Source organism: Mesorhizobium sp. M7A.F.Ca.US.002.01.1.1 (assembly GCF_004022955.1).
Classification (GTDB): Bacteria; Pseudomonadota; Alphaproteobacteria; order Rhizobiales; family Rhizobiaceae; genus Mesorhizobium; species Mesorhizobium ciceri.
The window spans coordinates 1-18,038 of the sequence record NZ_RZQE01000073.1 but is presented as its reverse complement, the minus strand read 5'-3'; the positions used below and the strand labels follow the sequence as shown (position 1 = coordinate 18,038).

Sequence of the window (18,038 nt, the reverse complement as noted above, 5' to 3'; positions counted from 1 at the left end):
GACACCGCCCTTGGCGCCGACGAAGGCGATCGAGCGGCCGAGCGGCTCGGCTTCCGGATCGATGAAAATCGACGACACCACGCTGACGATGTCGGCCATCGAGACCGGAGCGATCACATATTCGGAAATGCCGTTGCGGATGAGTTCCCGGTAGAGGCCGACATCATTGTAGTGGCCGATCACCACCACCTTCGACGTCGGATCGCAATATTCCGAAAGCTGGGCGAGTTGTTCCAGCAATTGCTTGGGCTCGCTGCGCGATTCCAGCAGGATCAGATTGGGCGTCGGCGCCGATTGGTAGAATTCGATGGCAGTGGGAACACCGCCCATGTGGACCTTGAGATGCGCCTTCGTCATGCGACGGTCCTCGCCGGCGCGCTCGACCGGGTTGGCAACACCCTCGGTCTCGCAGAATGCCTGGATCGAGATGCGCGGGATCGGCCGCAACGCCTGCATCGCGGCGATGTCCTGCTGCGAGGTATCGCTGCCGTCCACCGGGGCGTCGTAGGCAAGGTTGCTCATCGTCATGCTCTCTCCCGTGGCCTGTTCTATCCGAGATTTGCGGCTCAGTACGTCACTTCCGAATTGCCGAGGAACTCTTCCGAAATGCCTCTCTTTTGGTAAACATCGATGGCTTGGCTACGATTTGCCGGATCAATATTGGCAGATTTACGCGGGCCGAGCAGGTCGGCGGGATTGGCCATCTGGGCGGCAAGATTGTTCTGATAGGAGCAGCCGAAGTCGGCATAGTGCTTGTTCTCCGATGTCTCCATAAGATCTTCGGGCCAGCGGCCGCACTTATCGGTCTGGGCTTTCACCGAGATATAAGCAACGCGAATCGGGGCAGAGGCTTCGGCGGAGGCGGACTGATAGGAGGTCACGACAATCCGATTGCGCTTGATGCCGCTGGCAACCGCCAGCCGGGCGAAATCGCGGGCCGCCGTGGTCGCGGCGACCTCGTTGGCCGATCCGCTCGGGACCTGGATCGTCAGCGTCGGGGCGGCACTTCTGTCATAGCCATCCAGGAAGCCAAGAAGCGTATCGCGCTGGGAGCCGGTCATGCCGCGGTCACCGGCGCCGACAGGCAGGTCGATCTTCTGATTCTTCTCGGCGATGACGATCGGATGGTTGGTGCGGTAATCGTCCGGAATGGCGCCGACCGTGATGCTGTCGCGCTGGGCGCAGCCGGCGAGCAGCGCCGCCACCGCAACCGCCAGGACAGGAACGGCTCGCCGGCAGACCCGTGAACGGCCGAGACGGGTCGTTGCGGCGATGGTGCTTGCCTTCAATGCTGACTGAGACATGTCCGCTTCCCCGCTTACTTGTAGATGAAGCCGACAACGCCGTGGTAGCGGCCATTGGGCTTGTCGGTCTGCATGGTGCCGTAGACGCGATTGACGCGGCCAAGGAACATGCCGGCGCCATCGCTGGCGGCGTTGAAATTGTCGTCCGGCTTGGCAAGGTCGTTGCGCGCCACCGGCTTAACCAGATAGGGCGTGATGATGATGACGAGCTCGGTCTCGTTTCGCACGAAATCCCTGCTGCGGAAGAGCGCGCCAAGCACCGGGATCTTTGTCAATCCAGGCAATCCGTTGACGGCTTGCCTGACATCGTCGCGAACCAGGCCGGCGATCATCATGGAGCCACCGGATGGCAATTCCACCGTTGTGTCGGCAAGGCGCTTGCGCAGCGACAGGGCATTCATGCCGGGACTCGTCACGCCTGAGGAGAACGATACGGATCCCTCGGTTGTCGGCTCGGAAACCGACGTCCTGACTTTCAAACTTATGCGGCCGGGAGACAACACAACCGGCTGGAATTCCAGGCCGATGCCGTACTCGATCTTTTCGACGCTGTAGGTCTTCAGGCCGGTCTGGTTGTCTTGCGATACATTTGCCGAGACACCCGTGACCATATTGTATTCACCGCCGACCTTGAAGGTTGCCTTCTCGCCCGACACAGCCGTCAAGGTCGGCTCGGCCAAGGTCTTCATCACCCCGGACTGCTCCATAGCGTTCACATAAGCCTGCAGTCCTGAAGCGCCGATTTGAAAGCCGGAATTCGACAGCTGTTTGCCGAGACCCGTGAAGTTGTCGCTGATTGCGCCGTAACTAATGCCGTTGCTGCCGCCGCTGCCAACCATGTTGACGCCGAGCTGCTTCATCACCGAGCGGCTGACTTCGGCGACCGTGACCTTCAGCGTGACCTGGTCGTCGCCAATGATCTGGATCAGGTTGACGATCTGGCTGGTGCGGCGCTCCTGGTCCGGATTGTTGATGTCGACACCGCTCTGGGCCGAGCCGCCAGCCGCGGTCTGCGAATATTGTCCCGTCGTCGCTTCACCACCCGACACGAACATGTTCGCCAACTGTTCGGCGCGCTTGGCATCCAGGGGGGTATCCACGGTTCCTGTGAGAACGACGTTGTCGTTCAGCAGTTCCACCTTGACAGCCGACGTCGGCAGGAAGCGCCTGATATAATCTTCAAGGCCGGCAACGTCGCGTTCGACGGCCAGGTCCAGGCTGACGATCTGCTCGCCATTGGGGCCGAAGACAAAGATGTTCGTCTCGCCGACCGCCTTGCCGAACAGATAGATGCGCCTTGCGGTGCGGGTCACCGCATCGGCAACCGCCGGATTGGCGACGAGAATGTCATAGGCATCGCTCGGCAGGTCGATGACCACCGACTTGTTGAGGCCGAGCTTGACGCGCTGGGTGGCCGTCGATGCCGTGACCTGCGCGTTCTTTGCCTCGACGACGCTGCCTTGCACATTCGTTCCGACGAGCAGCAGGCCGAATGCCGCGGCTACGATTGCCGGCAGTTTGCCACCTAGCTTCATTTCCTTGCTCCCACTTCGGAAACTTCGCCCGACTTGATCAGCCTCACCGTTCCCCTGCGGCCATTGCCGGAAACGAGATAGTCGGCCTCACCCACATTCTTTTCCTGCGTGTCCGCGACCGCCCGCAGCGCCAGGGTCAGGCGATCCGCCATCTGCTGGGCGACGGTGATAATCTCCGCCTGCTTGGGCGTCAGTTCCAGCGTGGCGGTCTGGCCCACCCTGGTCTTCTTGCCTTCCTCGTCCTCCTGAATGGTCTGGTCGATGGCCAGGACGCGGATGTTCTTGAGGATGGTCTCGGTGTTGAAGCCGGCGGCACCGCTGGCGGCATCGGCCCTGCGGGTCATGATGACGTCGACGAAATCGTTGGGAAGAATGAAGCCGCCGGCCGACGTGTCGGCCGAGATGGCCGTGGCGACCGCCCGCATGCCGGAAGGCAGGATCGACGACATGAAGCTCTGCCCCTCCCCGATCAGCTTGGAACGCCGCAGCGGCTCTCCGGCATACATCGCCACACGGGCAATGGAACCCTTCAGCTTGTCCAGCGCCTCGGGCTCGGCGGTGCGGGTGATGAAATTCGCGTTGACGCCGTCGGCGGGCCAGGATTGCCAGGCGATGTTGTTTTGGATCGGGCTGCCCATCGGAACGTCGCCTGAAAGCACAAGCACATCCTGGAGTGCCACTGCCGGGGCCTGGGGAGCGGAATCAACGACGACCTGGGGCGGCGGTGCCACCATGTTCTTCGCGACATAGCCAGCGCCACCCGCCGCGGCCACCGCCACGCTCAGAATTATCAATCGCGATGCTGGCATCTGTCCGAACCCTTGCCCTGGCAAACCACGTAGCCAAGCCGGACTTTGCAGCGGCAATCGTCAAAACAAGGTTAATGTAATGCTTACGATCGTGATTAATTTAACGTTTACATAAATTAGCCGGACTATAGCCGGACCGGCCAAAACAGCCGGGCCGACCCCGTTGAGAACGGGGTCTCGGCAATGCTGACAGACAATAAAATAATATCGTGGTCAGGCCGCCAGCCTGGCCAGCGCCCATATCATCAAAGGCGAGTCCGGATAGGTCAGCAACCCGCCAAGGCCGAGCGCGACGCCATAGGGAACGCCTTTTGCCTCGTCGGCGAAATGGCGCAGAAACGGATTTTGGCCGGTAACGGCCGCAAGCATCGACTTCCGGTAGAGGATGATCGCGAGCGTCAGCAGGCCGCCGATGATTGTCGAGGCGACAAGATACTCCACGAGATTGACATTGAGGCCCATCCACATCGCGGTTGCGGCCAGAAGCTTGGCGTCGCCGCCGCCCATGCCGCCTATTGCAAACAGGCCGAACGTCACGGCCAGGACCAGGGCGCCGGCGGCGAAATGTCCGCCATAGGCCGCCCAGTCCATGCCTGTAAGGGGCGCGACCAGCGCGAAAACGACGACGAGCAGCACCGGCACGCGGTTGGCGATCGTCATCGACAGCATGTCGGAGATCGCGGCAAACAGCATGCAGAACGGAAAGACGACGAAGATCAGGGCTTCAAGCATCGGCGCCACGCCTATTGTCCGATTTTATTGGGCTCAATCTAAGATATGTTCGATTAACGATTGATGAGGCCAGGAACGAAAAGACGACCTATATTGGCAGCGGCATAAAAAAGGCCGCCACGCGGCGGCCCTTTTCCAGAAAATGCGATGCAAGTGCTCGGCGATAAGCCGATCAGCTGCCGGTCGGCGCGTTGTTCAGGGTGCTGCCAATGTTGGTGAACTTGGCATTCAGCGCATTGCCGAGCGTGCCGGCGCCAGTGATGATGGCGAGCGCGATGAGAGCGGCGATCAGACCATATTCGATAGCGGTCGCGCCGGATTCGTCCTTCACAAAACGTGCGATGAGATTAGACATTCGAGAGCTCCTACTCCACGTGTTACAGCACTTCCGTCAACTTCTGTGATGGTTGATCGGATGCTGCCAATCTAGGGAGAAGCTCTTTCGATCGGCTTAAGAAACAGCCTTACCGATTCCTTTCCCGGTTCGAACATATTGCGTGGTTAACTTCGGGCTAAAGTACCGCCGCGCCTTCCAGTCCCAGGTTTGGCAGGCTTGCGCCCCGACTGGACCGCGCCTCGCGGGGCGCCCTTATCGGCCATTGCAGGATTGGCAACATCGCAGGCTTAACCGTTGGTTCACCAATCTCGTTCATGTTCCGTTGATCAGTCCGCCTGCGTGGAGCGCCTCAATGGCCCAGCCGAGATCGTCAATCCTGATTGCCGCGCTTCTTGCCGTCTCGAGCTTCGTCGCGCCCGCCATGGCCGGCGCCGGCATCGAGGTCACGATGAACCAGGCCAAGATCGTCAAACTGTCGCGTCCCGCAGACACCATCGTGGTCGGCAACCCGGCAATCGCCGACGCTTCCGTGCAGGACGCTTCGACGATCGTGCTCACCGGCAAAGGTTTCGGCGTCACCAATCTGGTCGTGCTCGATACCGACGGCAGTCCCATCGTCGATGAGCAGGTTACCGTCGTGCGGCAGGCTGCTTCGTCGGTGCGCATCTATCGGCGTGCCGAAATCCAGACGATGTCCTGCACGCCGTATTGCGAAAGCTCCTACAAGAGCGAAGCGGAGAAGTCTTCCGAGGCGGAGATGAGCGTCAGCCGATAGGTGGCGTGACCGGCTGCCGGTGCGGTTATTGGCCGGTTAAGAGGCCTGCGCCGACTTTAACGATCATCCAAACCGGACCTCAATCGGTTTGCGTTAATGGTCCTTCCGAGACCGCATAGAGATCGGCAGGATCGGACATGAGCAAGGGATACGGCCGCGCAGGCGACCACAAAGTGAGATGCCCAAGGTTTTTCGCCCGTTTTCTTCGTGACCGGCGCGGCGCCACGGCAATCGAATTCGCGATCCTTTCAGTCCCCTTCGCGCTGCTTGTCTTCGCCATTCTGGAAAGCTGCATCTCGTTTGCCGCGCAGGAAGTGATGGCCAACATCACCGACGATGTCGCGCGCAAGCTTCGCACCGGCCAGTTGAGGGCGGTTGACGTCGCCGGAACCAACTTGCGGGACATGATCTGCACAAAACTGCAGATCATCGTTTCCCAGGATTGTCCCAATCAACTGCTGGTGGATCTTCGCCAATATACATCGTTCGCGGATGCGGCCACGGCCGGCTTCAAGATCCAGAACGGCGATGTCGTATTGACGAAAGGCACCGCAACCCAGTCGTTTTCAGTGACAGCGGGTGCGGCGGAGTCGAGGAACATGCTGCGGGTCTTTTACAAATGGCCGATCATGACCGACCTGCTGGCCAAATCAATGGGCGGCAACAAGACGCTGCACTTCGCATCGGTGACCTGGCAGAACGAACCGTTCGACAACTGAGCGGAATGCACGAGCAGTATAAGAAAAGGGCAATGGGCATGATGCGTGCGGGGGCACATCTTATGATTACGGGAGTTTGGCGGAAAACAAGTCTGTTCTGGTCCGATCGTCGTGGCATCGCGGCGGTCGAATTCGCGTTGATCATGCCAATTCTGCTGATCATGTATTTCCTCACAATGGAAGCGTCGCAAGCCATCGAGACCAGCAAGAAGGTCAGCCGTATCGGCAGCATGGTGGCCGATCTCGTCACCCAGCAGACAAGCGTCCTCAAGGCAGATGTCGACGCCATCATGCAGATCGGCAGCGTCACCCTTCAGCCCTACAACCGCTCAAATCCGACCATCACCGTCACGGCAATCCAGGTCTCGGCCGATGCGACGAGGGCACTGGTGGTGTGGTCACGCAAATTGGTAGCCGGCGTCGCCAGCCCTGGCGCCGCCGCCACCACCGAGACAACGATCCCGGCGTCGCTCAGAGTCGCCAACACTTTTCTCATCCGCGTTGAAAGCAACCTCGGCTATACGCCGGTCATCGCGTGGAGCGCGAGCAGTCAACAGAAGCTTGGGCTGACCTCGGCTTTCAGCAACATAACCATGGGCGAAACCTATTTTCTGCGCCCCCGCAGAAGCGTGACGATCCCTTGCAGCGACTGTTGAACAGAGGCAGCCAGGCGTGCGCAGGCCGCTCCAGCTACTGCTGCGGCCCACGGTCCGAAACGAAGCGCACGATAGCAGCGGCCATCTCGTAGTCTTTTGGCGCCACGGTGGCGAAGCCGCCGGAATGTTTCGATTCCAGGAGATCGTAGATATCGGGCGTCGTCGACTTGAGGTTGGTGAGGAACACGGCAAGCCGGCGCTTGGCTTCGGGGTCGAGATCGCTGCGGACCGCATGGGGGCCGTATCTCAACAGGCCCGACGTCCATACGATCCGAAGCGCCGTCACCGAGAGCCCTGCCGCCTCCAACCTCGCCTGCGTGCCCGACGGTTCTCGCGGGCCGTCGGCAGCGGCCGTCACCCAGCCGAACAGGCCATCGGCTTTGCCGTCGACCAGCATCGTCTCGGCCGCCGCGGCCGAATCGGCATGGACCAGAAACGGTGCATCTTCCGCGATCTTGCGGCCTTCCGCCGCCAACGCCGCCAATGGCAAGAGAGAACCGCCGACGCTGTCAGGAGGCGCCATGGCGATACGATGGCTGTCCATCGCCGCAAGGTCGGGCAGCTTGCCGTCCCGCGTCAGCAGAACCGAGCGGATGCCGATCGCGCCGTCTGAATCGACCGGAGCCACAAGCGGTTCGATACATAAGCAGCGCTGCGAGGCCGTCGCATATGCGGTGGCCGAATAGATCGCATATTCGATGCGGGCATTGGCCTGCGCCTCGATCAGCGCGGCATAGTTGCGGGCAACGACAAACTCGACCTTCATGCCCAAGGCCTTGGTGTAGGCGTCGGTCAACAGTGCCAGCCCCGGAACGGAGTTGCCGGCGCCTGGCTCGGCAACGATGCCGATGCGAAACGTGCCGATATCGTCGCGCCAGTCGGCATGCGCCGGATTTGACCAGAGCGCGACCTGCGCCAGCATGAGAGCGGCATAAGTCTTCAGCGCAACCCTCATGACAGGAACCACGGTCTGTTGTCCTCGATTCATGCCCATGCCCGGAGCATTTGTGCATATCGCAGCCCAAAACCGCTGCGCACCGTTGGGCGACATGCATCTCTGTTTGTGCATGTCGTTATCCCAAAACCGCTGCGCACTTTTGGGCGACATGCACCAGACTATCACGCCAAGCCGTTGCCGTTTGGTTTCCGAATTGCCAATGAAGTCGCGGAACCCTATGTCTGGTCGGTCAAACTGGCAACAACTCGATGGCACGCGCTTTCCTCTTCGTTCTGGACTCCTTCGGCATCGGTGGAGCGGCCGACGCCGACCGCTACGGCGACGCCGGCGCCAACACATTCGCGCACATCGCAGAAGCCTGTGCAGAGGGCCGCGCGGATCGCGAAGGGCTTCGCAGTGGACCGCTGTTTGTCCCCCAGATGGCCTCGCTCGGGCTTGGCAAGGCTGCCGAAACCGCAACGGGGCTAGGCTTTGCCAGCAGCGGGACGGATCTGCTCCCAACTGCCTTTCACGGCGCCGCACAGGAGGTTTCGAGCGGCAAGGACACGCCGTCGGGCCATTGGGAGATCGCCGGCCTGCCGGTGCGCCTCGACTGGGGCTATTTCCCGGATACGGTTCCCGCCTTTCCGGCCGAACTGACCGAGGCGATGATCCGCGAAGGCAAGGTGCCGGGCATTCTCGGCAATTGCCATGCGCCGGGCACCGAAATCATCGAGCGCTTTGGCGAGGAACACATCCGGACCGGCAAGCCGATCTGCTACACGTCGGTCGACTCGGTCCTGCAAATCGCCGCGCATGAAGTCCATTTCGGCCTCGATCGGCTTTATGAATTCTGCCAGGTGGTGCGCAGGCTGGTTGACCCGCTCAGGATCGGACGGGTGATCGCGCGGCCGTTCGTCGGCGAAACCACCGCCACTTTCGAGCGGACATACAACCGTCATGACTACGCCGTGCCCCCGCCGGAACCGACCCTGCTCGACCGGCTGACGGCGCGTGGCAGCCGTGTCATCGCCGTCGGCAAGATCGGCGACATCTTCGCCCATCGCGGAATTTCGCAAGTGCGCAAGGCGGCAGGCAACATGGCTATGTTCGACGAAGCGCTGGGTGCGATGGATGATGCCGGCGACGGTGACCTCGTCTTCGCCAATTTCGTCGACTTCGACACCGAATTCGGTCACCGCCGCGATGTCGCGGGCTATGCTGCAGCGCTCGAGGCCTTCGACCTGCGGCTGCCGGAGGCATTTGCGAGGCTGCGGCAGGGCGATCTTCTCATCCTGACGGCCGACCACGGCAACGACCCTACCTGGGCCGGGACCGATCACACGCGCGAGCGCGTTCCGGTGATCGGCACTGGACCGGGTCTCAAGGGCGGCGACATCGGACTGAGAACGACATTCGCCGACATCGGCGAAACCGTGGCCGAGCATCTCGGGCTGGCGCCCGGACGCTACGGCACTTCTTTCTATGCGGCGATCGGCGGTCATGCCTGAGTTACCGGAGGTCGAAACCGTCCGGCGCGGACTTCAGCCGGTTCTGGAAGGCGCCACCATCGCCCGCGTCGAGGCGCGCCGACCGGATCTGCGCTTTCCATTTCCCGAGAAATTCGCGCAGCGACTGGCCGGCAAGACGATCACGGCACTCGGCCGCCGGGCCAAGTATCTGACGATGGACCTGGAAGGCGGCCCCGCGCTGATCTGCCATCTCGGCATGTCGGGCTCATTCCGCATCGAGACGGCTGATGGCAGCGACATGCCCGGCATCTTCCGGCACGACCGCTCGAAGAGCTCCAATCACGACCACGTCGTCTTCCATGTCGTGTCTCCGGCCGGTACCCGATCGCGCGTGATCTTCAATGATCCGCGCCGCTTCGGCTTCATGTTGTTTGCGGAAGGACTGCCGGACGTTCATCCGATGCTGGCTGGACTTGGCGTCGAGCCTACGGGCAACACATTGGACGGTGCGCTGCTTTCCTCATTGATGAAGGGGCGGAGATCACCGCTGAAGGCAGCGCTTCTCGACCAGAGGCTGATCGCCGGGCTCGGCAATATCTATGTGTCGGAGGCGTTGTGGCGTGCGGGCCTGTCGCCGCTGCGCGAGGCGGGCACGATCGCCAGGCCCGGAAAGAAAGCCCAGGCCCAAAGCGAACACCTCGCGCAAGCCATTCGTTCGGTGATATCGGATGCGATCGCAGCCGGCGGTTCCTCACTGCGGGACTATATGCAGACCGATGGGTCGCTGGGCTATTTCCAGCACGCCTTCGCCGTCTACGACCGCGAAGGCGAGGCCTGCTCCAAGCCCAGTTGCGGCGGCCACATCGAGCGTATCGTGCAGAGCGGCCGATCGACCTTTTATTGCCGGACATGCCAGCGATGAGTCAGAGCAATTCCAGGAAAAGCGAGGGCGGTTTTCCGTCCGAAATTGCATCAAGACAAGGAGATGGAGCGGTTCTGCGTTTCCGTGAAACGATGAACCGCTCTAGACGAGCGTAAGCAAGGAGAAGCAGCCATGACCTATGAGACGATCATCACCGAGACGCACGGCAAGGTCGGGCTGATCACGCTGAACAGGCCGCAGGCGCTCAACGCGCTGAACTCCCAGATCCTGACCGAGGTGGTGGCAGCCGTGAACGGGTTCAGCGCCGATCCCGGTATCGGCGCCATGGTCATCACCGGTTCCGAAAAGGCTTTCGCGGCGGGCGCCGATATCAAGGAGATGCAGTCCATCTCCTATGCGGACGCCTACGCCCAAGACTTCTTCGTCGGCTGGGAGGAACTGACGCGGGCGCGAAAGCCTATTATCGCGGCGGTGGCGGGCTATGCACTCGGCGGCGGTTGCGAGCTGGCGATGATGTGCGATTTCATCATCGCCGCCGACACGGCCAAGTTCGGCCAGCCCGAGATCACGCTCGGCGTCATTCCAGGCATGGGCGGGTCACAAAGGCTGACCCGCTTTGTCGGCAAGTCGAAGGCGATGGACATGTGCCTGACCGGGCGGATGATGGATGCCGCCGAGGCCGAGCGTTCTGGCCTGGTGTCGCGGGTCGTGCCTGCCGGCGAACTTGTCGAGGAGGCGCTGGAGGCCGCGGCCAAGATCGCCGCTTTCTCGCTGCCATCGGTGATGATGGCAAAGGAAGCTGTCAACCGCGCCTTCGAGACGACGCTTGCCGAGGGATTGCGGTTCGAGCGCCGGCTGTTTCACTCGCTGTTTGCACTGGACGATCAGAAGGAAGGCATGGCGGCCTTTGCCGAGAAGCGGAAGCCGAATTTCACCAACCGCTGACGCCAATCCCTTGGCTTCGAAGAAGATGGCTGTTGGCCGCCAAAAAGAAGGCCAGGCAGCGTTGACGCGCCGGAAAAGCTGAACTATAAGCCGCACCAACCGAGGCGGCCCCGTGGCAGCCCGTTTGTTTTTTGCGCCCTGCGGCATCCCGCATGCGCCGACCAGATCAGAAGAGAGGCATCATGGCCAATACATCCTCGGCCAAAAAGGCAACGCGCAAGATCGTCCGCCGCGCAGCGATCAACAAGAACCGTCGCTCGCGCGTCCGCACCTATATCCGCCAGGTCGAAGAGGCGCTTGCCTCCGGTGACAAGGCTGCCGCACAGGCTGCCTTCAAGATCGCGGAACCGGAATTGATGCGCGCCGCAACCAAGGGCGTGATTCACAAGAACACGGCGTCCCGCAAGGTGTCGCGACTGGCTCAGCGGGTCAAGGTACTGTCGGCCTGACATTACTTGCCTAGACTGACGTTCTTCGAACCCGGCCGTTTGTGCCGGGTTTTTTCGTTTGCCGGCAAGCACTTAAAAAGAATGTCCGGAAACGGCGTCTTATGCGGATTTCACAATAGGGAATAGTTTGCCGGCATATGCATGCCTGCTGTTGATCGGCACACTTGAAAATCGCCGGCCTAATGATTCTTGGCTGTCAGAAATAGCTTATATTTTTCAAACGCTTACAGATGGTGATCCACAGCTTGTCCACACCGGACTGGCCCGATCGGGGAGAAGTCGCTGTCAAGCGAATTATTTCAGAATATTTCTGTCAGCGCCCGGTTTTTCATATTCGCCGGAAAAGGGTTTGAATCACAATGGCTTTGTTAAAATGTGCCGTCGCGGCATGCCACTCGAACCCGCCTCCACTAACCAGATTCCTTAAAAATCCGTTAGACGTGGCCTTGCCCTATCCACAGCGATTTCGGTAGTGTCGATCTATCGAAAGGGACGGGCTCTGGCTCTTAACCCAAGCCTGAATCGGCCAGCTTAAATTGGCGGGATTTGCAACGCGGATCAAGTCCGCGGACGGCTTTGGTTTGTCTTTTTCGATACGGTAGGGGACTGGCGTAACTAGACATGGCAGGTAGACGGCGCGCCGGCGCTCTTTTCGCCGGACGGTGTTGTATTGCCCTGACATACCCAACGCGGACTGGCTTCCATGGGCCGGCACCGGTTCCCACGGATAATGGGCGACGTTCACCTGCCGGCGGCGGCAGCGGACATCGTAGCAAAGACTTAGGTCGCCGGAACCGGATGCAGGAGGCGCATCCCCGGCGGAAAACAGGTACGGAAGGACAAGGAAAAGATCATGCAGAGCGGCATCGAAAGGGAACTTACGGGCGACCTCCCATTTCCTGGAACTTTGATCGGAGCAAACGACATGGCGGTGTCCAGCGACGCGGAACAGAAATTCGACCGGGTCAAGACCCAGTTGAAGGCGCGCCTGGGAACCGAAGTCTATTCGAGCTGGTTTGGCCGCATGAAAGTCGCCGAGGCTTCCAAGGGCATTGTCCGCATCTCGGTGCCTACCGCCTTCCTGCGCTCATGGATCAACGGCCACTATCTCGACCTCATCTCCGAACTGTGGAAGCAGGAGGATCCCGATCTTCTCAAGATCGACATCGTCGTGCGCACGGCAACCCGTCAGGGACGCGCCCAGGCCGAGCCAGAGGTAACGCCGGCACGCAGCAAGGTGACACGGCAGACGCAGACGGCGCTTGCCGCAGGCACAGTCAGCCCCAGCCGGGTGGAGCGCGCATCGACTCCGCGTCCGGGCACACCCGTCGAGAGCGAATTCCGCCACAACGTTCTGGGGTCACCGCTCGATCCACGCTACACGTTCGGCTCTTTCATCGAGGGGCCGTCGAACCGGGTGGCCTTCGCCGCCGCCAAGGCAGTGGCGGAATCGCAATCGAGCGCGGTGCGCTTCAATCCGCTCTTCCTTCACGCAACCGTCGGGCTCGGCAAGACCCATTTGCTGCAGGCCATCGCCGCGGAATCGCTGAAGCAGAACCCCAAGTCGCGCGTCGTCTATCTCACGGCCGAGTATTTCATGTGGCGCTTTGCCACCGCCATCCGCGACAACAACGCTCTGACGCTCAAGGAGCAGCTGCGCGACATCGACCTGCTCATCATCGACGACATGCAGTTCCTGCAGGGCAAGTCGATCCAGCACGAATTCTGCCACCTGATCAACATGCTGCTCGACAGCGCCAAGCAGGTCGTCGTCGCTGCCGACCGGCCACCATCGGAACTGGAATCGCTCGAACCGCGGGTCCGTTCGCGCCTCAATGGCGGTGTCGCGCTTGAAATGTCGGCGCCCGATTTCGCCATGCGCCTCGGCATGCTCAAATTGCGCCTTGCCACGGCCAGGAGCGACGACGCATCCCTCGACATTTCGGAGGAGATCCTCAATCACGTCGCCCGCACCGTGACCGGCAGCGGACGCGAGCTGGAAGGCGCCTTCAATCAGCTTTTGTTCCGTCAATCCTTCGAGCCGCAGATCACCATCGACCGGATCGACGAAATCCTCGGCCACATCTATCGCACAGGTGAGCCGAAGCGTGTCCGTATCGAGGACATCCAGCGCATCGTGGCGCGTCACTACAATGTGTCGAAGACCGAATTGCTGTCCAACCGGCGCACGCGCACCATCGTCAAGCCGCGGCAGGTCGCCATGTACCTGTCGAAGGTGATGACGCCGCGCTCGCTACCCGAGATCGGACGGCGTTTCGGTGGCCGCGATCACACCACGGTGCTGCATGCCGTGCGCAAGATCGAGGACCTTTCCGGCAACGACAACACGCTGGCGCAGGAACTTGAGCTTTTGAGGCGGCTGATCAACGATCAGGCCTGACCCTCCGGGAGGGCCGAACCGAAACAACGCCGGGATTCAATGGCTTGCCTGTGTAGCGCCGGGCCTGCATCGGGCTCGTGGCGTGGCCTGGAAGCGATCTGGATTTCGGTTTTTCGACACTGGCTCGCGGACTTCGGGCGCGTTATCCCCAGAAAGCCCGCGTAGCCGGCCTGAACCGGCGGCGCGGGCTTGCGTTTGCTGGTTTTTTCCTGTCAGTTTACGCAGATTCTGAGCCTATTCAGACCTTTCGCGGGACGCCGCTCACTGGTGACCCGTCATTCATTCAAGCGAGCCTGTTTCGTCATGCGTGTTATCCTGGAACGGTCAAATCTCCTGAAGTCGCTCAACCACGTCCACCGTGTGGTCGAGCGGCGAAACACCATACCGATCCTGTCCAACGTGCTGCTCGGCGCCGAAGGCGCCAGCCTCGAAATGAAGGCGACCGATCTCGACCTCGAGGTGACCGAAGCGACGCCCGCCAAGGTGGAGCGCGGCGGGGCGACGACGGTCCCGGCACATCTGCTCTACGACATCGTGCGCAAGCTCGCCGATGGCGCCGAGGTGATGCTGAAGACGGACGAGGACGGCAACGCCATGACGGTGACGTCCGGCCGCTCGAGCTTCCGCCTTCAGTGCCTGCCGCAATCCGACTTCCCGGAGCTTTCGGCCGGATCCTTCTCGCATATCTTCCGTCTCGACTCGGTTGCCCTGAAAGGCCTGATCGAGAAGACCCAGTTCGCCATCTCCACCGAGGAGACACGCTATTACCTGAACGGCATCTACCTGCACACGCATGAGGTCGGCGGCAAGCTGAAGCTGCGCTCGGTGGCGACCGACGGCCACCGCCTGGCGCGCGCCGAGATCGACGCGCCGGCGGGTTCCGAGGGCATGCCGGGCATCATCATTCCGCGCAAGACGGTGAGCGAGCTGCAGAAGCTTGTCGACGATCCGGATGTCGCGGTGACCACCGAACTGTCGGACACCAAGATCCGCTTCACCATCGGCAGCGTGGTTTTGACCTCGAAGCTGATCGACGGCACCTTCCCCGATTATCAGCGGGTCATTCCGACAGGCAACGACAAGAAGCTGATCATCGACCGCCAGAGCTTTGCCGCCGCCGTCGATCGTGTCTCGACCATCTCTTCCGAACGCGGTCGCGCGGTGAAGCTGTCGATCAGCGAGGGTCAGGTGACGCTTGCGGTCAACAATCCGGATTCAGGCAGCGCCACCGAAGAACTGTCCGCTGACTATTCATCCGATCCGATCGAGATCGGCTTCAACGCCAAGTACCTGCTCGACGTTGCCGCGCAGCTGACCGGCACGGAGGCCAAGTTCATGCTGGCGGATGCCGGTTCGCCGACGCTGATCCACGACATGGCCGACGAGACCGCACTCTATGTGCTGATGCCGATGCGCGTGTAGCGGCGCGGTGTCAGCACTTCGGTCCTGTTGTGGACCGGCGGCAAGCGCGATATTTACGGCGACTTCTATAGGCGGATAGCGGTTGCCGGCACAGAACCATATAAGTAAGCTAACACTTACTAATTTCCGCAACTATGCGGCGCTGACGATCGATCTGGCGCCAGGTGCCGTGGTTTTTTCCGGCGACAACGGCGCCGGCAAGACCAATCTCCTCGAAGCGATCTCCTTTTTGACACCGGGACGTGGCTTGCGCCGCGCGCCCTACGCCGATGTCGCGCGCGAGGGCGGCGACGGCGGCTTTGCGCTGCATGCCCGGCTCGACGGACCTGATGGCCAGGTCGAGATCGGAACAGGCATTTCCGGCGGTGACACCGCCGGCGAAGGCGGCAGGCGGGTACGCATCAACGGAGCTTCGGCGCGTTCGGCCGAGGACATGCTGGAATGGCTGCGCGTGGTTTGGCTGACGCCAGCCATGGACGCGTTATTCACCGGACCGGCCGCGGATCGCCGGCGCTTCCTCGACCGGCTGGTGCTGGCGATCGATCCCGGCCACGGGCAACGTGCGATCGACTACGAGAAGGCGATGCGCGGTCGTAACCGACTGCTTACCGAAAGCTCTCGGGACGACCGCTGGTTCGACGCTATCGAGACGCAGATGGCCGAAACCGGTGTGGCGATTGCCGCGGCGCGCGCCGAGATGGTGCGCCTGCTGGCCGCCATGATCGACAGGCTGCCCGACACGGGACCGTTTCCGCAAGCCGATATCGGCCTTTCAGGCGAGCTGGAAGCCGAGATTGCCGTGGCGCCGGCGGTCGATGTGGAGGAACGCTTCCGTCGGACGCTTGCCGAGGGCCGCGAGCGCGATCGCGCCGCCGGGCGTACGCTCGACGGCCCGCACCGTTCGGACCTGGTGGTTCGGCACCGCCCCAAGGCGATGCCGGCCGAGCTCTGCTCGACCGGCGAGCAGAAGGCGCTGCTGGTCGGCATCGTGCTGTCGCACGCAAGGCTGACCGGCGAAATGTCGGGCATGACGCCGATCCTGCTGCTCGACGAGATCGCTGCGCATCTCGACAGCGGGCGGCGCGCGGCGCTGTTTTCCATCCTGGAGGAACTGAACTGCCAGGCATTCATGACAGGAACCGATGCTGCGCTGTTTTCCAGTCTCCAGGGCCGTGCGCAATTCCTGACCGTCGACCACGGGACGGTTGGGCCAACCGAAGACCCCTGACAAGGTTTTTCCGTGCCTGTATGATCAGGCAATGACCACTGCCGCCCTGACCGCAGACGAGATCGAACGCTATGCCCGCCACATCGTGCTGCCGGAAATCGGCGGCGCCGGACAGCAGAGGCTGAAGCAGGCCCGGGTGCTGGTCATCGGCGCCGGCGGGCTGGGCGCCCCGGTGCTTGAATATCTTGCCGCCGCCGGCGTCGGCACGCTTGGCGTGGTCGATGACGACACCGTTTCGCTCTCCAACCTGCAGCGTCAGGTCATTCACGGCACCGACACTGTCGGCCTGCTGAAAACCGACAGCGCCAAGGCGGCAATCGCCCGCATCAATCCCAATACCACAGTCGAACCGCATACGTTCCGGCTGACCACGGACAATGCGCCTGCCCTCGTCGCCCGCTATGACATCGTCGTCGACGGTTCCGATAATTTCGAAACGCGCTACGCCGTGGCCGATGCCTGCGCGAGCGCTGGGAAACCGCTGGTGCATGCCGCCGTCGGACGCTTCGACGGCTCGGTCACGGTGCTGAAGCCCTTCGAAGACGGCAAGGACGGCAAGCCCAACCCAGGCTATCGTGACCTGTTTCCCGAAGCGCCACCGCCGGGCCTGGTGCCGTCCTGCGCCGAAGTCGGCGTGCTTGGCGCGCTGACCGGCGTCATCGGCACGCTGCAGGCCATGGAGGCGGTCAAGCTGATCACCGGCGTGGGCGAACCGCTGGTCGGCCGGCTGCTGCTTTATGATGGGCTGGCGGCGCGCTTCGACACCATCCGTTACAAGAGAAGCTGAATTCTTGGGCCGGATCGAAGCAGTCTCCATCAGGCGGATCCCGACCGATTTCGACCGTTGGGACGATGTGCTCGCATTGATCATGCGTGCCTTCGCCTCGATGGACGATGTCATCGACCCGCCCTCCTCGGCCCACCTTTTGACCGCAGACACTCTGCGGGACAAGGCAGGGCGGGAGACCGGCTTCGTGGCGCTCAAGGGCGATCGGATCGTCGGCTGCGTCTTTGCCCTTGAAAAGGTGGCAGAGTTCTATGTCGGCAAGCTCGCCGTGGCGCCGGACTGCCAGGGACAAGGCATTGGACGGCAGCTGATGCAGGCGGTCGAAGACCTTGCCCGCAGCCGCGGCAAGGCCGCCATCGAGCTTCAGACGCGGATCGAGTTGACCGCAAGCCATGCGGCCTTTGCTCGCCTCGGCTTTCGCGAAACTGAACGGACGGCGCATGACGGCTATGCCAGGCCGACTTCGGTCACCATGCGCAAAGCCCTCCCGTAAGTCTTATCTTACGGTTTGTGGGCCACGGATATTGCACCGCGACAGCATCAGGTCCTGAGCGGCAGCACGCGGTCTGGTGGGCGGTGGCCGTCAACGAAGGCGCGGATGTTGATGATGACCTTTTCACCCATGTCGATACGGCCCTCGAGCGTCG

General features: G+C 61.7%; 18 protein-coding genes and 2 pseudogenes. 12 read left to right on the top strand and 8 right to left on the bottom strand.

Annotation, left to right across the window (positions count from 1 at the left end):
- The 6 genes and pseudogenes from EN932_RS10575 to EN932_RS10550 form a co-directional block, all read right to left on the bottom strand.
- Positions 1–528: pseudogene (locus EN932_RS10575) on the bottom strand (CtpF protein); the annotation flags it as partial.
- A 38-nt stretch (positions 529–566) separates the two neighbouring features.
- Complete coding sequence (locus EN932_RS10570) at positions 567–1,304, bottom strand: pilus assembly protein CpaD (protein WP_013533682.1); 738 nt, start codon at positions 1,302–1,304, stop codon at positions 567–569.
- 14 nt (positions 1,305–1,318) lie between these two features.
- Complete coding sequence (locus EN932_RS10565; RefSeq protein ID WP_013533683.1) at positions 1,319–2,839, bottom strand: type II and III secretion system protein family protein; 1,521 nt, start codon at positions 2,837–2,839, stop codon at positions 1,319–1,321.
- Complete coding sequence (cpaB, locus tag EN932_RS10560; RefSeq protein WP_013533684.1) at positions 2,836–3,648, bottom strand: Flp pilus assembly protein CpaB; 813 nt, start codon at positions 3,646–3,648, stop codon at positions 2,836–2,838. Before cpaB ends, EN932_RS10565 begins: the two co-directional genes overlap by 4 nt.
- A gap of 213 nt (positions 3,649–3,861) precedes the next feature.
- Entirely contained in the window at positions 3,862–4,380 is a 519-nt protein-coding gene (locus EN932_RS10555; RefSeq protein ID WP_013533685.1) for a prepilin peptidase, read from the bottom strand.
- 172 nt (positions 4,381–4,552) lie between these two features.
- A complete protein-coding gene (locus EN932_RS10550) occupies positions 4,553–4,735 on the bottom strand; it encodes a Flp family type IVb pilin (protein ID WP_013533686.1) in 183 nt (60 codons plus the stop codon).
- Between the two features lie 334 nt (positions 4,736–5,069).
- Between EN932_RS10550 and EN932_RS10545 the strand changes: the two genes are divergently transcribed.
- From EN932_RS10545 to EN932_RS10535, 3 genes are all read left to right on the top strand, one after another.
- Positions 5,070–5,492 carry a pilus assembly protein N-terminal domain-containing protein gene (locus tag EN932_RS10545; protein ID WP_013533687.1) on the top strand — a complete coding sequence of 141 codons (423 nt, stop codon included), beginning with the start codon at positions 5,070–5,072 and terminating at the stop codon, positions 5,490–5,492.
- A gap of 137 nt (positions 5,493–5,629) precedes the next feature.
- Positions 5,630–6,211: a TadE/TadG family type IV pilus assembly protein gene (locus EN932_RS10540; RefSeq protein ID WP_063169998.1), complete on the top strand. Its 582-nt coding sequence runs from the start codon at positions 5,630–5,632 to the stop codon at positions 6,209–6,211.
- A 32-nt stretch (positions 6,212–6,243) separates the two neighbouring features.
- The gene (locus EN932_RS10535) at positions 6,244–6,867 is read left to right on the top strand and encodes a TadE/TadG family type IV pilus assembly protein (RefSeq protein WP_318014161.1); all 624 of its coding nucleotides are present in this window, start codon (positions 6,244–6,246) and stop codon (positions 6,865–6,867) included.
- A 34-nt stretch (positions 6,868–6,901) separates the two neighbouring features.
- Here the strand turns inward: EN932_RS10535 and EN932_RS10530 are convergent, their stop codons facing one another.
- Positions 6,902–7,822, bottom strand: coding sequence for a PhnD/SsuA/transferrin family substrate-binding protein (locus tag EN932_RS10530; protein WP_063169997.1), 921 nt, complete (start codon positions 7,820–7,822; stop codon positions 6,902–6,904).
- Positions 7,823–8,073: 251 nt separating this feature from the next.
- Here EN932_RS10530 and EN932_RS10525 point away from each other — a divergent pair, with 251 nt between their 5' ends.
- The 9 genes from EN932_RS10525 (at position 8,074) to EN932_RS10485 (ending at position 17,884) form a co-directional block, all read left to right on the top strand.
- Positions 8,074–9,315, top strand: coding sequence for a phosphopentomutase (locus EN932_RS10525; protein ID WP_013533691.1), 1,242 nt, complete (start codon positions 8,074–8,076; stop codon positions 9,313–9,315).
- Positions 9,308–10,198, top strand: a complete 891-nt coding sequence (mutM, locus tag EN932_RS10520) for a bifunctional DNA-formamidopyrimidine glycosylase/DNA-(apurinic or apyrimidinic site) lyase (RefSeq protein WP_127370237.1) — start codon at positions 9,308–9,310, stop codon at positions 10,196–10,198. The genes EN932_RS10525 and mutM overlap by 8 nt, the downstream gene beginning before the upstream one ends.
- 132 nt (positions 10,199–10,330) lie before the next feature.
- Positions 10,331–11,104: an enoyl-CoA hydratase gene (locus EN932_RS10515; protein WP_127370236.1), complete on the top strand. Its 774-nt coding sequence runs from the start codon at positions 10,331–10,333 to the stop codon at positions 11,102–11,104.
- A 182-nt stretch (positions 11,105–11,286) separates the two neighbouring features.
- Positions 11,287–11,553 carry a 30S ribosomal protein S20 gene (gene rpsT / locus EN932_RS10510; RefSeq protein WP_013533694.1) on the top strand — a complete coding sequence of 89 codons (267 nt, stop codon included), beginning with the start codon at positions 11,287–11,289 and terminating at the stop codon, positions 11,551–11,553.
- Positions 11,554–12,478: 925 nt separating this feature from the next.
- Positions 12,479–13,954, top strand: coding sequence for a chromosomal replication initiator protein DnaA (gene dnaA / locus EN932_RS10505; RefSeq protein ID WP_224618575.1), 1,476 nt, complete (start codon positions 12,479–12,481; stop codon positions 13,952–13,954).
- Between the two features lie 303 nt (positions 13,955–14,257).
- Positions 14,258–15,376, top strand: coding sequence for a DNA polymerase III subunit beta (dnaN, locus tag EN932_RS10500; RefSeq protein WP_013527877.1), 1,119 nt, complete (start codon positions 14,258–14,260; stop codon positions 15,374–15,376).
- Positions 15,377–15,458: 82 nt separating this feature from the next.
- On the top strand, positions 15,459–16,604 hold the full coding sequence (gene recF / locus EN932_RS10495) for a DNA replication/repair protein RecF (protein WP_013527878.1): 1,146 nt from the start codon (positions 15,459–15,461) through the stop codon (positions 16,602–16,604).
- Positions 16,605–16,635: 31 nt separating this feature from the next.
- Complete coding sequence (locus EN932_RS10490) at positions 16,636–17,391, top strand: molybdopterin-synthase adenylyltransferase MoeB (protein WP_013527879.1); 756 nt, start codon at positions 16,636–16,638, stop codon at positions 17,389–17,391.
- A gap of 4 nt (positions 17,392–17,395) precedes the next feature.
- Positions 17,396–17,884, top strand: coding sequence for a GNAT family N-acetyltransferase (locus EN932_RS10485; RefSeq protein WP_245483266.1), 489 nt, complete (start codon positions 17,396–17,398; stop codon positions 17,882–17,884).
- Positions 17,885–17,931: 47 nt separating this feature from the next.
- Here EN932_RS10485 and EN932_RS38800 read toward each other — a convergent pair.
- Positions 17,932–18,038, bottom strand: a pseudogene (locus tag EN932_RS38800) (D-glycerate dehydrogenase); the annotation flags it as partial.